Annotated in this window: 10 protein-coding genes; 7 read left to right on the forward strand and 3 right to left on the reverse strand. The window is 63.2% G+C overall.

Annotated elements, in window-relative coordinates; all coding sequences use genetic code 11:
- Positions 1–85: 85 nt before the first annotated feature.
- From alr to QRN70_RS16325, 4 genes are all read left to right on the forward strand, one after another.
- Positions 86–1,159 (forward strand): alanine racemase, encoded by a 1,074-nt coding sequence (alr, locus tag QRN70_RS16310; protein WP_285418999.1) that lies wholly within the window; start codon positions 86–88, stop codon positions 1,157–1,159.
- 89 nt (positions 1,160–1,248) lie between these two features.
- Positions 1,249–1,797 (forward strand): cupin domain-containing protein, encoded by a 549-nt coding sequence (locus QRN70_RS16315; protein WP_003229444.1) that lies wholly within the window; start codon positions 1,249–1,251, stop codon positions 1,795–1,797.
- Between the two features lie 182 nt (positions 1,798–1,979).
- Positions 1,980–2,396, forward strand: a complete 417-nt coding sequence (locus QRN70_RS16320) for a c-type cytochrome (RefSeq protein ID WP_064600380.1) — start codon at positions 1,980–1,982, stop codon at positions 2,394–2,396.
- 135 nt (positions 2,397–2,531) lie between these two features.
- Complete coding sequence (locus QRN70_RS16325; protein ID WP_285419000.1) at positions 2,532–4,454, forward strand: acetyl-CoA hydrolase/transferase C-terminal domain-containing protein; 1,923 nt, start codon at positions 2,532–2,534, stop codon at positions 4,452–4,454.
- Between the two features lie 128 nt (positions 4,455–4,582).
- Here the strand turns inward: QRN70_RS16325 and QRN70_RS16330 are convergent, their stop codons facing one another.
- Both QRN70_RS16330 and rep read right to left on the reverse strand, forming a co-directional pair.
- Entirely contained in the window at positions 4,583–5,155 is a 573-nt protein-coding gene (locus QRN70_RS16330; RefSeq protein ID WP_285419001.1) for a xanthine phosphoribosyltransferase, read from the reverse strand.
- 57 nt (positions 5,156–5,212) lie between these two features.
- Positions 5,213–7,222, reverse strand: a complete 2,010-nt coding sequence (gene rep / locus QRN70_RS16335; protein ID WP_285419002.1) for a DNA helicase Rep — start codon at positions 7,220–7,222, stop codon at positions 5,213–5,215.
- Positions 7,223–7,496: 274 nt separating this feature from the next.
- On the opposite strand from rep, the gene QRN70_RS16340 reads away from it, so the two are divergent.
- A complete protein-coding gene (locus QRN70_RS16340; RefSeq protein WP_285419003.1) occupies positions 7,497–9,170 on the forward strand; it encodes a putative bifunctional diguanylate cyclase/phosphodiesterase in 1,674 nt (557 codons plus the stop codon).
- A gap of 128 nt (positions 9,171–9,298) precedes the next feature.
- Here the strand turns inward: QRN70_RS16340 and QRN70_RS16345 are convergent, their stop codons facing one another.
- A complete protein-coding gene (locus QRN70_RS16345) occupies positions 9,299–10,696 on the reverse strand; it encodes a NorM family multidrug efflux MATE transporter (RefSeq protein WP_285419004.1) in 1,398 nt (465 codons plus the stop codon).
- 157 nt (positions 10,697–10,853) lie between these two features.
- On the opposite strand from QRN70_RS16345, the gene QRN70_RS16350 reads away from it, so the two are divergent.
- Both QRN70_RS16350 and QRN70_RS16355 read left to right on the forward strand, forming a co-directional pair.
- Positions 10,854–11,774 carry a LysR substrate-binding domain-containing protein gene (locus QRN70_RS16350; RefSeq protein ID WP_285419005.1) on the forward strand — a complete coding sequence of 307 codons (921 nt, stop codon included), beginning with the start codon at positions 10,854–10,856 and terminating at the stop codon, positions 11,772–11,774.
- A 186-nt stretch (positions 11,775–11,960) separates the two neighbouring features.
- Positions 11,961–13,937 carry a methyl-accepting chemotaxis protein gene (locus QRN70_RS16355; RefSeq protein WP_285419006.1) on the forward strand — a complete coding sequence of 659 codons (1,977 nt, stop codon included), beginning with the start codon at positions 11,961–11,963 and terminating at the stop codon, positions 13,935–13,937.
- The last annotated feature ends 14 nt before the right edge of the window (positions 13,938–13,951 follow it).

Genomic DNA, 13,951 nt, shown 5'->3' on the forward strand with positions numbered 1-13,951 from the left:
AGATCCCTCTCCCGGTGCTGTTGGCGGTTCACGCCGCCAGCCAGCGCCGGTTTTTCTTCCCATGACCGCCAAGAAGTCTGCTGCCATGCGTCCTGCCCGTGCTCTGATCGACCTAGAAGCCCTGCGTCACAACTACCGAATCGCCCGCGAAGTCACCGGGGCCAAGGCCCTGGCGGTGATCAAGGCCGATGCCTACGGCCACGGCGCGGTGCGCTGTGCCCAGGCGCTGGAAGCCGAAGCCGACGGTTTCGCGGTGGCCTGCATCGAAGAAGCCCTGGAGCTGCGCGCCGGAGGCATTCACGCTCCGGTGCTGCTGCTCGAAGGGATCTTCGAAGCCGATGAGCTGGCGCTGATCGTCGAGCACGATTTCTGGACCGTGGTGCATTCGTTGTGGCAGCTCGAAGCGATCGAGCAGGCGTCGTTGAGCAAGCCGATCACCGTGTGGCTCAAGCTCGATTCCGGCATGCACCGCGTGGGTCTGCATCCCAAGGATTATGCGTCGGCGTACCAGCGCCTGCTGGCCAGCGGCAAGGTGGCGAAGATCGTCCTGATGAGCCACTTCGCCCGCGCCGATGAACTGCATGAGCAGAGCAGCGCCGACCAGGTCGCCGTCTTCGAGGCGGCGCGCCAGGGCCTGGCCGCCGAAGTCAGCCTGCGCAACTCGCCGGCCGTGCTGGGCTGGCCGCAGATCCACAGCGATTGGGTGCGCCCGGGCATCATGCTTTACGGCGCCACCCCGTTCGATGAAGCCAACGCCGTGGCCGAGCGCCTGCAACCGGTGATGACCCTGGAATCGAAAGTCATCTGTGTGCGCGAACTGCCGGCCGGCGAGCCGATCGGCTACGGCGCCCGGTTCATCACCGACAAGCCGATGCGCATCGGTGTGGTTGCCCTGGGCTATGCCGATGGCTATCCGCGTCATGCGCCGACCGGCACCCCGGTGCTGGTAGCCGGCCAGCGCAGCCGGATTCTCGGCCGGGTGTCGATGGACATGTTGTGCATCGACCTCACCGATGTGCCGGCAGCAGGCCTGGGTTCGACCGTCGAGCTGTGGGGCAGAAACATCCTCGCCAGCGAAGTGGCGCAGTGGGCGGACACCATTCCCTACCAGATCTTCTGCAACCTGCGTCGGGTGCCAAGGCTCTATTCCGAGGGTTGACGCCGCTGCGGGGGCCAAGTGTTGTAAATACTGAACGCTGTCGCCATGATAACGCTCAATATTTCTACAACACTCTGGAGGCTCCCGCCTTGGACGTCGGTGAACGACTGCAATCGATCCGCAAGCTCAAAGGGCTTTCCCAGCGTGAACTCGCCAAACGCGCGGGCGTCACCAACAGCACCATTTCGATGATCGAGAAGAACAGCGTCAGCCCTTCGATCAGTTCGCTGAGGAAGGTTCTGGGCGGGATTCCCATGTCCATGGTCGAGTTCTTCTCGGAAGAAATCCTGCAGGAAAAACCGACCCAGATCGTCTACAAGGCCAACGAGCTGATCGACATTTCCGACGGCGCGGTGACCATGAAACTGGTTGGCCGTGCGCACCCGAGCCGGGCTATCGCGTTCCTCAACGAGATCTACCCGCCGGGCGCCGATACCGGCGAAGAAATGCTCACCCACGAAGGCGAGGAAACCGGGATTCTGGTGGAGGGGCGCCTGGAGCTGGTGGTCGGCCTGGAAACTTTTATTCTCGAAGCCGGTGACAGCTACTATTTTGAAAGTACCAAGCCGCATCGTTTCCGCAATCCGTTTGATGCACCGGCGCGACTAATCAGCGCAGCCACGCCGGCGAATTTCTAGACAAAGAGGCGCCAGGCCATGACGGCGAAGGCGTCCGCAGCGTTGGACCGATGCGCAACAAGACCCCTTTAACTTTGGGGTTGTTTCAGTGAAGCGGGCTTACCGCTATACTTGCGCCCGCCTGCGAACCGTGGCCGCAGGCGTGAATAGCCACCATTGAGGGTGAACGCGTGAATCTAATTATGAAAATGCTGGCTGCACCAGCAACCGTACTGGCCCTCTGGGCTGTCAGCGCTCAAGCTGCGACGAATGACGACATTGCCAAACGCCTCGAGCCCGTCGGCCAGGTGTGTGTACAGGGGCAGGAATGCAAGGGCATGGAAGTGGCAGCGTCTGCCGGTGGCGGCGGTGGTGCGAAAACCCCGGACGAAGTGATTGCAAAACATTGCAATGCTTGCCACGGCTCGGGCCTGCTGGGCGCACCGAAAATCGGTGACGCGGCGGCCTGGAAAGAACGCGCCGATCACCAGGGCGGCCTCGACGGCATCCTGGCCAAAGCGATCACCGGCATCAATTCCATGCCGCCAAAAGGCACCTGCGCCGATTGTTCCGATGAAGAGCTGAAGGGTGCGATCCAGAAGATGTCCGGCCTGAAATAAGCCGCACTTGTGACGAAAAAAACCGTCTCCGGACGGTTTTTTTGTGCCTGCGATTGGCGGCTTGGGCTGTCCTTTGCAGCAAAGTCGGGGCAAGCTCGGTCTACCTCTATTCACGGAACGGGCAGGAGGCTTCAGATGGTGCAGTTGTGTTCGATCGAACAGGCAGTGGATGACGTGCTGGCCCGGTTGCCGGCGCACATCCACATGGGCCTGCCGCTGGGGCTGGGCAAACCCAATCACTTCGTCAACGCGCTGTACCGGCGCGTCAAGGATCTGCCCGAGCGCCAGCTGACGATCTACACCGCGCTGTGCCTCGGCCGTCCGGCGCTGGGCGACGGTTTGCAGAAGCGCTTCATCGAGCCCTTCGTCGAGCGGGTGTTCGGCGATTACCCGGAATTCGATTTCCTCGCCGACCTGCGCCGCGACAGCCTGCCCGCCAACATCCGCATCGAGCAGTTCTTCATGCAGCCCGGCAGCCTGCTCGACAGCGCGTCGGCCCAGCAGGATTACGTCAGCAGCAACTACAGCCACGCCGCCCGCGACATCAACGCCGCCGGCCTCAACCTGGTCGCGCAACTGCTGGCCAGCAGCAGCGAACATCCCGATCGCCTGAGCCTGAGCTGCAACCCCGACATCACCCTCGACCTGTTGCCAATGATCGGCAAACGCCGGGCGGCAGGGGAGACCATTCTGCTGGTCGGCCAGGTGCACACCGAGTTGCCGTACATGCCCGGCGATGCCGAAGTCGACATCGACACCTTCGACCTGCTGATCGACGCGAAGGACAGCAGCACCCTGTTCTCCACGCCGAACATGCCGGTGGGGTTTCAGGATCACTTCATCGGTCTGCACGCCAGCACGCTGGTGCGCGATGGCGGCACGTTGCAGATCGGCATCGGCTCGATGGGCGATGCACTGACCGCTGCGCTGCTGGCGCGCCAGGCCGACAACGCCGGTTATCAGGACCTGCTGGCCGACCTGAACCTCAGCCAGTGGGCGCAACTGATCGCGCGCGAAGGTGGCGTCGAGCCGTTCGCCCGGGGCCTCTACGGTTGCAGCGAGATGTTCGTCAACGGCCTGCTGGTGCTGGCGGATGCCGGGATCATCCGGCGCAAGGTCTACCCGGACGTGGCGACTCAGGAGCAAGCCAACGCCGGCACCCTCGATGAAGCGGCGCAAACCGACGGCATCTCGGTGCATGGCGGTTTCTTCCTCGGCCCGCGCAGTTTCTATGAGCGCCTGCACGCGTTGCCGCACAGCAAGCGCCGCGAATTCAACATGACCCGCATCAGCTTCATCAACGAGCTGTATGGCCAGGAAGAGCTCAAGCGCCTGCAACGCCTGGACGCGCGCTTCATCAACACAGCGTTCACCATGACCCTGCTCGGCGCCGCGGTGTCCGATCAACTGGAAGACGGCCGTGTCTTGAGCGGCGTGGGCGGGCAATACAACTTTGTCGCCCAGGGCCATGCGCTGCACGGCGCGCGCTCGATGCTGATCCTGCGCAGCTGGCGCGAGTCCGGCGGCGAGGTCAGTTCGAACATCGTCTGGGAATACGGCCACTGCACGATTCCACGGCACCTGCGTGACATCGTGGTCACCGAGTACGGCATCGCCGATCTGCGCGGCAAGTCCGATGCGGTGGTGATCGAGTCGTTGCTGAACATCAGCGATTCACGCTTTCAGCCGGGGCTGATCGAACAGGCGCAGAAGGTCGGCAAGCTACCGAAGGATTTCCGCCTCGATCCACGTTTTGCCGACAACACGCCGCAACGCCTGCAGGCGATTGCCGCGCGCCATCCGAACCTGTTTCCGGAGTACCCGCTGGGTTGTGATTTCACGCCGATCGAGCGCGATCTGTTGCGCGCGCTGAACTGGCTCAAGAGCAAGTTCAAGCTGACGGAGATTCTGGAGTTGGGCAAGGCTGCGCTGGATGCGCCGCAGGCTGCGACGTTCCCCGAACATCTTGAACGTATGCAACTGACCCACCCGGAAGGTCTGAAAGAGGAGCTGTTTCAGCGGTTGCTGCTCACTGGCCTGAAAGCCACCGCACAATAACGGCCCACCCCAAAACCCACTGTGGGAGCGAGCCTGCTCGCGAAAGCGGTGTATCAGTCAACCAGGATGTCGACTGACACAGAGCATTCGCGAGCAGGCTCGCTCCCACAGAGTATTGCGGTGTGGCTTTAGTCGATGAAGGTAACGACGCCGTCCTTCAACGATTTCACGCGAGCCAGCGACTCGACGCGATAGCCCTGCGAGTCCAGCTCGGCACGGCCGCCCTGGAACGATTTCTCGATGACGATACCCAGGCCGGCGACGGTCGCGCCGGCCTGCTTGATGATCGAGATCAGCGCCTGCGACGCCTTACCGTTGGCCAGGAAGTCGTCGATGATCAGCACGCGGTCGCTGCTGGTCAGGTGACGCGGCGAGATGGCCACGGTGCTTTCGGTCTTCTTGGTGAACGAGTAGACGGTCGCCGACAGCAGGTTTTCGGTCAGGGTCAGGGACTGTTGCTTGCGGGCGAAGATCACCGGCACGCCGAGGTTCAGCCCGGTCATGATCGCCGGGGCGATGCCCGAGGCTTCGATGGTGACGATCTTGGTGATGCCCGAGTCCTTGAACAGCGTGGCGAATTCGTCGCCGATCAGCTTCATCAGGGCCGGGTCGATCTGGTGGTTCAGAAAGGCGTCGACCTTCAGGACCTGGTCGGAAAGCACAATGCCTTGTTCGCGGATTTTCTGCTGCAATGCTTCCATGAAGCTGTCCTCATTTGGCGCCTTGTGCGCCGAAGGTCTAGTAAAAAGGGGTCAATTCTAGCGCTTTAACATCGCGCGTATATCGGCCAATGCGTTGTTGCCGCGCACGGCTTTGACTTCGGTCGGTGTGTCGTCGTTGCCTTCCCAGGCGAGGTCGTCCGGCGGCAGTTCATCGAGGAAGCGGCTCGGCGCGCAGTCGATGATCTCGCCGTACTGCTTGCGCTTGGCGGCGAAAGTGAAGGCCAGGGTCTGGCGCGCGCGGGTGATGCCCACGTAGGCCAGGCGGCGTTCCTCTTCGATGGTGTCGGCCTCGATGCTGGAGCGGTGCGGGAGGATTTCCTCTTCCATGCCCATGATGAACACGTAAGGGAATTCCAGGCCCTTGGACGCATGCAGGGTCATCATCTGCACGCCTTCGGCGCCATCCTCTTCTTCCTGCTGGCGCTCGAGCATGTCGCGCAGGACCAGTTTGCCGATGGCGTCCTCGACGGTCATTTCGCCGTCTTCGTCTTTTTCCAGGGTGTTCTTCAAGGCTTCGATAAGGAACCAGACGTTGCTCATCCGGTAGTCCGCAGCCTTGTCGCTGGAGCTGTTGGTGCGCAGCCAGTTCTCGTAGTCGATGTCCATGACCATGCTGCGCAGCGCCGAGATCGGGTCTTCGCCGGCGCACTGCTCGCGGACCTTGTCCATGAAGCGCTTGAAGCGCGCCAGGCGATCGGTGAAGCGGCTGTCCAGGTGCTCGCCGAGGCCGATCTCGTCGGTGGCGGCGTACATCGAGATCTTGCGTTCGGTGGCGTAATTGCCGAGTTTTTCCAGGGTGGTCGAGCCGATTTCCCGGCGCGGCACGTTGATCACGCGCAGGAAGGCGTTGTCATCGTCCGGGTTGACGATCAGGCGGAAGTAGGCCATCAGGTCCTTCACTTCCTGGCGGCCGAAGAAACTGTTGCCGCCGCTCAGGCGATACGGCACCTGGTGGTGCTGCAGTTTCAGCTCGATCAGCTTGGCCTGGTAGTTGCCGCGATAGAGGATGGCGAAATCGCTGTACGGGCGGTCGGTGCGCAAGTGCAGGCTGAGGATTTCCATGGCCACTCGTTCGGCTTCGGCGTCCTCGTTGCGGCAGCGGATCACGCGGATCTCGTCGCCGTGGCCCATCTCACTCCACAGCTGCTTCTCGAATTCGTGCGGGTTGTTGGAGATCAGCACGTTGGCGCAGCGCAGGATGCGGCTGGTGGAGCGATAGTTCTGCTCCAGCATCACCACTTTCAGCGACGGGTAGTCGTCCTTGAGCAACATCAGGTTTTCCGGGCGCGCGCCGCGCCAGGCGTAGATCGACTGGTCGTCGTCGCCGACCACGGTGAACTGGTTGCGTTTGCCGATGAGCATTTTCACCAGCAGGTATTGGCTGGCGTTGGTGTCCTGGTATTCGTCGACCAGCAGGTAACGCACCTTGTTCTGCCACTTTTCGAGGATGTCGGCGTGCTCTTCGAAGAGCTTGACCGGCAGCAGGATCAGGTCGTCGAAGTCCACCGCGTTGAACGCCTTGAGCGTGCGCTGATAGTGCGTGTAGACGATGGCAGCGGTCTGTTCCTTGGGGTTGCGCGCGTTTTCCAGGGCCTGGGCTGGCAGGATCAGGTCGTTTTTCCAGGCGCCGATCATGTTCTTGATCTCGTCGACGCCGTCGTCGCCCGCATACTCCTTCTGCATGATGTCGGTCATCAGGGCCTTGACGTCGGTCTCGTCGAAAATCGAGAAACCGGGTTTGTAGCCCAGGCGCACGTGTTCCTTGCGGATGATGTTCAGGCCCAGGTTGTGGAAGGTGCAGACCGTCAGGCCACGGCCTTCGCCGGCACGCAGCAGGGTGCCGACCCGTTCCTTCATCTCGCGCGCGGCCTTGTTGGTAAAGGTCATGGCGACGATGTACTGGGCACGGATGCCGCAGTTCTGGATCAGATGCGCAATCTTGCGGGTGATCACGCTGGTCTTGCCGGAACCAGCGCCGGCGAGCACCAAAAGAGGGCCGCCGACGTAGCTCACGGCTTCTTGCTGCCGGGGATTGAGTCGGGACATACGGGAATTCAGGAGTCGTTGACGAAATGGGCCGGCATTTTAACAGGCTCAGCGATTTGTGCTGCTCTCTCCGACTTGTGACGCAGCACGCTATTCAAATTTGCCGCTTTTGTTACTTTCACGCAGGATGCGCGGTGATTTTGCGGCTAATGTTCTCATTCGTGACACAAAATAACGTTTTGATAGCCGTTTTCATTGGGTCATGTGATTGGTCATTGCCCGGCACAACGGCATAATGCCCCGCCCACATCATTGCAGAGTCTAGGGAGCTAGCTTGTCTACGCCTGTCGAACCCTTGCGTTTGCTGCTACTGGCCGAAGAGCCAGCGTGGACAGCGTTATTGCGCGAGTGTCTGGCTCCGATGGGGAGCGCGGCGGTGCTGATCAGCGCGCCGAGCTGGGAGTCAGTCAGCAGTCTGTTCGCCGACAACCGCAATGCGGTGTTGCTGACCGTCCCGGCATTGCAGCCCGCGCCCGGCCGCTGCAGCCTGCCGACCGTTCTGCTGCTGGAACACGAACCGGCCACCGCGCCCGACGGCGTCAGCGACTGGCTGGCGCGCGACGTGCTCGACAGCGGCATGCTCCGCCGTTGCCTGCGCCATGTGCGCGAACGCGGCGTCCTGGAAAACACCCTGCAACGCCTGGCCGAACAGGATCCACTGACCGGCATCGCCAATCGCCAGGGGTTCCAGACCCTGCTCACCGCCCGGCTGGCGGAAAACGACGGCCGCGGCCTGGCCCTCGGCCATCTCGATCTCGACAACTTCCGCCATGCCAACGACGCCCTCGGCCACCAGGCCGGCGACCGGCTGATCCTGCAAGTGGTGTCGCGGCTGAAAAGCCAGCTCGAGGCCGGCGATCAGCTGGCGCGCCTGGGCAGCGACGAGTTCGCCCTGCTGATCGACACGCGCCGCGCGCCACAACGCGCCGAGTGGATGGCCGAGCGCATCACCGAAGCACTGGCCGAGCCGTATTGGGTCGACGGCGAAAGCCTGTTGATCGGCTCCAGCCTGGGCATCGCCCACGCCCGGGCCCAGGGCGGTGCCGATCCGCTGATGTGGCACGCGCACATTGCCATGCAGCAGGCCAAGAGCACCCAGGGCTGCACCTTTCATATCTTCAACGAACGCATCAACCGCAACGCACGGAGCATGGCCGACCTCGAAAGCGAGCTGCGCCGGGCCCTGCGTCGCGACGAGCTGGAACTGCACTATCAGCCACGGCTGAACCTGGAAGACGGGCAGATCGTCGGCCTCGAAGCGCTGGTGCGCTGGCGCCATAACGAGCGTGGCCTGTTGCCGCCGAGCGAGTTCGTGCCGCTGGCCGAGCAGAGCGGCCTGATCGTGCCGCTGGGCTACTGGGTGATTTCCCGGGCCCTGCGCGACATGCAGGCGTTGCGCGAACGCGGCCTGCCGGCGCTGCACATGGCGATCAACCTGTCGTTCCGCCAGTTCCAGGACAGCCAGTTGCTGCCGACCCTCAGCCGGCTGATTGCCGAGCGGGGCGTCGAGGCGCAGTGGCTGGAATTCGAACTGACCGAAACCGCGGTGATGCGGCGCAGCGATCTGGTCAAACAGACCATGGACGCCCTCGGCCGGCTCGGCGTGCGCTTCTCGCTGGACGACTTCGGCACCGGGTTCTCCTCGTTCGTCCACCTCAACAGCCTGCCGATCACCTTGCTGAAGATCGACAAGAGCTTCGTCGGCGGCATGGAGCAGCGCGAAGAGAACCGCAAACTGGTGCACGCGATGATCAACCTGGCGCACAACCTGCACCTGGAAGTGGTCGCCGAAGGGGTGGAAACCCCGGAGCAACTGGAGCTGCTGCGTGGCTTCGGCTGCGATCAGGTGCAGGGTTACCTGATCAGCCGGCCCTTGCCGTTGGCGGAGCTGGTGGAGTACCTGACCTTTGGCGCCAACCAACAGCCAACGCTCGAAATCGTCAGCTGAACAGAGTATCCGGATGAATGCATAACCCCCTGTGGGAGCGGGCTTGCCCGCGAAGGCGTCGTGTCAGTCAAAGCATAGCCTGCCTGACCCACCGCTTTCGCGGGCAAGCCCGCTTCCACAAGAGAATCTCAGTCTGCCTGAGCGACTGTGTACTGGTTTGATGACAGAGGTTCGCGCTGAATCATCCGTTTCATCTTCCATTCGAAAGCCAGCGTCAGGCTCACCGCCGCGCAGGCCAGGCCCAGTGCCAGCCCCCACCAGACCCCGGTTGGCCCCCAGTCGAGGTGGAACGCCATCCACCACGCCGCCGGTGCGCCAATCAGCCAATAGCAACCAAGGCCGACCAGGAAAGTGGTCTTGGCGTCCTTGAGGCCGCGGATGCAGCCCATGGCGATGGTCTGGGTGCCGTCGAACAGCTCGAACCACGCCGCCACCGCCAACAGGCTCACGGCCAGGCGGATCACCTCGGCGAACGCCGGATCTTGGTGGTCGAGGAACAGCCCGACCAGTTGATTCGGCAGCAGCCAGAACACCATGGCGAAACACAGCATCGCCACTGCACCGAACGCGATCCCGACCCGCCCGGACATCCGCGCATCGCTCAATTGCCCGGCGCCGTAATGCTGGCCGATGCGCATGGTGATCGCGTAGGACATTCCTGCCGGCACCATGAACGCCACCGAAACGATCTGCAGGGCGATCTGGTGGGCTGCCAGTTGCGTGCTGCCCATGGTGCCCATGCACAGCGCGGCGAAGGCGAACAGGCCGACTTCCACCGCATAGGTACCGCCAATCGGCAGGCCGAGGCGCCACAGTTCCTTGAGGTACTGCCGGTTCGGCCGCGACAGGCCCTGGCGCAGCGGATAGGCGTCATAGGCCGGATGCCGGCGAATGTGCCAGGCCAGCGCCAGGGCCATGCAGTTGGCGACAATCGCGGTGACCAGGCCGATGCCGGTCAGGCCCATTTTCGGCAGGCCGAACAGACCGGTGATCAACGCGTAGTTGAGCAGGAAGTTGGCCACGGTGCCGCCGAGGCTGATGACCATCACCGGCGTCGCTCGGCCAATGGCGCTGGTGAAGCCGCGCAGCGCCATGAAACTCAGGTAGCCAGGCAGGGCGAATGGCAGCGCGATCAGAAACTGCCCGGCTGCATTGACGTTGGTTTCGGTCTGGCCGAACAGCAACAGCAGCGGTTTCAGGTTCCACAGCAGCAACCCGGCGCCCAGCGCCATCAGCCACGCCAGCCACAGGCCGGCCTGGGTCAGCCGCGCGGCGCCAAGGATGTCGCCGGCGCCCTGACGGATCGCCACCAGCGTGCCGACCGCTGCAATCACGCCGATGCAGAAAATCGACACGAACGAATAACTCGCCGCACCGAGGCCGCCGCCGGCCAGCGCTTCGGGACTCAGGCGGGCCATCATCAGCGTGTCGGTCAGCACCATCAGCATGTGCGCCAGCTGCGAGGCGATCAACGGCCCTGCCAGCCGCAGGATGGCCCAGAGTTCGCTACGCACGGGATGCTGCATGATCACCACCACTCATTCAAAGAGGCACAAGAGAGCGTCGATTCTCGGCGCTTGGCGGGCTTTGCACAAAGGGATAAAAAGGATGGGTGGCATGATTAAAACTCATCCAGGCGGGATTCTGCTAAGTTGGCGTGACCCCGCTCCAGGAGTCCGCTGCATGTCCCGTCGTCTACCTGCCCTGTATGCCCTGCGCGCATTCGAAGCTGCGGCGCGGCATCGCTCGTTCACCCGCGCCGCCGAGGAGCTGTCGATCACTCAAAGCGCGGTCAGCCGGCATATCCGCACGCTGGAGGAGCATTTCGCCTGCCGGTTGTTCCACCGCAGCGGGCGCAACCTGCAATTGACCGAGTCGGCGCGCATGCTGCTGCCGGGCATCCGCGACGGTTTCGCCGCGCTTGAGCGCGCCTGCAACACCCTGCGTGCCGAAGACGACATCCTGCGCATGAAAGCACCGTCGACCTTGACCATGCGCTGGTTGCTGGCGCGGCTCAGTCGCTTCCGCCACCTGCAACCGGGCAACGAGGTGCAACTGACCAGCGCCTGGATGGACGTCGATTCGGTGGATTTCAACGATGAGCCCTTCGACTGCGCCGTGCTGCTGAGCGACGGGCATTTCCCGCCGGACTGGGAAGCCAGCCTGCTGTTCCCGGAAGAGCTGATTCCGGTGGGGGCGCCCAACCTGCTCAACGATCAACCCTGGGATGTGGCGCGGCTGGCCAGTACCGAGTTGCTGCACCCGACCCCGGATCGGCGTGACTGGCGCAGCTGGCTGGAGCACATGGGGCTGTCCGAGCAGGTTTCGCTCAAGGGCGGGCAGGTGTTCGATACGCTGGAATTGGGGATGATTGCCGCGGCTCGTGGCTACGGTGTGTCGATGGGCGATCTGTTGATGGTTGCCGAAGATGTCGCCCAGGGGCGATTGAGCCTGCCGTGGCCGACGGCCGTCGCCAGCGGCCTGAATTACTACCTGGTGTGGCCGAAAACCCGTGCCGGAGGTGAACGTCTGCGCCGCCTCAGCGACTTCCTCCAGGGCGAAGTCCGCGCCATGGTGCTGCCGCCGGTGACGCGCTTGAGCTGAAACGTTCGAGCTATCACAATGCCGGCCTTGTGCCATAACCGTGCTGGCTACTCAAGTATTGGCGTTTACCGCCGAATACGTGCATGTGGAACCGTCGTGCCGGTATCCAGGATTCACCCCCTTATAGAAATTTTCCGAGCAAGTGCCGCGATCAAGGAGGATCCGCCGCTCGGCCAGGAGCTGTTCATGTCTCAACCTCGCGCTCGGATCGCCTCGCAGCTGGGCCTCGCGCTCGCCGTGATACTGGCGATTGTCATCAGCGGCAGTACGGTGTTCGCCCTGCGTTCGCTGGATACCGCCAACCTTGCCACCCGTGAAGAGCACCTGGCCAGTGAGGCACGCCTGCTCGCCGACCAGTTGAGCACCTTCCACGGCACGCTGCGCGAGAGCACCCAGCGCCTCAGCGGGCTGTTCGAGAAGCGTTTCAGCGCTGGCCTGAGCATTCATCCGGACGAGCCGGTGAGTGTTGCCGGCACCCAGACCCCGGGCCTGCACCTGGGCAGCGAAGTGCTCAACAACAACTTCAAGGAAGTCGACGAGTTCAAGCAGATGACGGCCGGTGTGGCCACACTGTTCGTGCGCAGCGGCGAAGACTTCGTGCGCGTCAGCACCTCGCTGACCAAGCAGGATGGCAGTCGCGCCATCGGTACCTTGCTCGATCATGCTCACCCGGCGTACGCCAAACTGATGGCGGGGCAGGGTTACGTCGGCCGCGCGCTGCTGTTCGACCGTTCCTACATGACCCAGTACACCCCGGTGCGCGACAGCAGCGGTAAGGTGATTGCGGTGCTGTTCGTCGGTTTCGACTACACCGACGCGCAGAACGCCCAGTTCGCCAACCTCAAGCGCTTCCGCATCGGCCAGACCGGTTCGCTGGCGTTGCTCGACGAGCAGAACAAATGGCTGGTGGCGCCGGCGGGCGTGCAGGCCCCGGATCAAGCCGTACCGGTGGTCAACGGCCTGGCCAAGACGCCGGGCAAGGGCCAGTTCTGGAGCGACAAGGGCGAAGACTTCTACAGTATCGCGGTGCCGTTCGACGGCGGTCCGTGGTCGGTGGTGGCGAGCATGCCGAAAGCCGAGATCCGCGCGGTGACCTGGAGCGTCGGCACGCAACTGGCGATCGGCAGTCTGCTGGCCATGTTGCTGGCGGTCGGTTCGGTGGTGTGGCTGCTGCGCAGCAAACTGGCGCCGCTGAGTGATCTGGTGCGCCAGGCCGAGGCACTGGGCGCCGGTGACCTGAGCGTACGCCTGAACGTGTCGAGCCACGACGAAATCGGTCAGCTGTCCCGAGCCTTCAATCAGATGAGCCAGGCGCTGTCGACCATGGTCGAGCACATCCGCCGCGCCTCGGAAGAGGTCAACAGCCGGGCGCAAGCGTTGTCCGGTCTGTCCGGTGGGGCGTACGACGGCATGGAGCAGCAGTCCGGCGAGATCACCAGCATGGCCGGTGCGGTCGAGGAGTTCAGCGCCACGTCGTTGAACATCGCCGACAACATGGGCAACACCCAGCGTCTGGCCCAGGAAAACGCCCAGCAGACGCAGATCGGCCGCTCCTCGATGGAAGAGGCCTCGTCTTCGCTGGAGCAAATCGCCGGTGCGCTGAACACCACGGCGACGGTGATCAACACCCTGGGTCAGCGTTCGCAGGAAATCGGTGGCATCGTCAGCGTGATCACTTCGATCGCCGAGCAGACCAACCTGCTTGCGCTCAACGCGGCAATCGAAGCGGCGCGTGCCGGTGAGCAGGGGCGCGGCTTCGCCGTGGTGGCCGATGAAGTGCGCAGCCTGGCCTCGCGCACTCGCCAGGCTACCGATGAAATTTCCAGCATGATCCACAGCATTCAGCAGGAAACCGGCAACGCCATCAGCACCATGGAGCAGGGCAACCTGCTGATGCAGGAAGGTCTGTCGCGCAACGCCAATGTGGCCTCGGCGCTGGCGCGGATCGATGAGCAAAGCCGCTCGGCGGGCGAGCAGTTCGCGGCGATCACCACCGCGACCCAGGAGCAGAGCAGCACCGCGACCCTGCTCAGCAGCAACCTGCAGAGCATTGCGCTGGCCAACAGTGAACAGCGCGAAGTGGTGTCGAACCTGGCGGTCACCGCCAAGGAACTGGAAAGCCTGGCAGCGGATCTGCGCCAGGAAGTCGACCGCTTCCGCTGACGCGCTCTGCGCCG

The sequence above is a fragment of the Pseudomonas sp. efr-133-TYG-5 genome, from assembly GCF_030209175.1.
In the GTDB taxonomy this organism is placed as follows: Bacteria; Pseudomonadota; Gammaproteobacteria; order Pseudomonadales; family Pseudomonadaceae; genus Aquipseudomonas.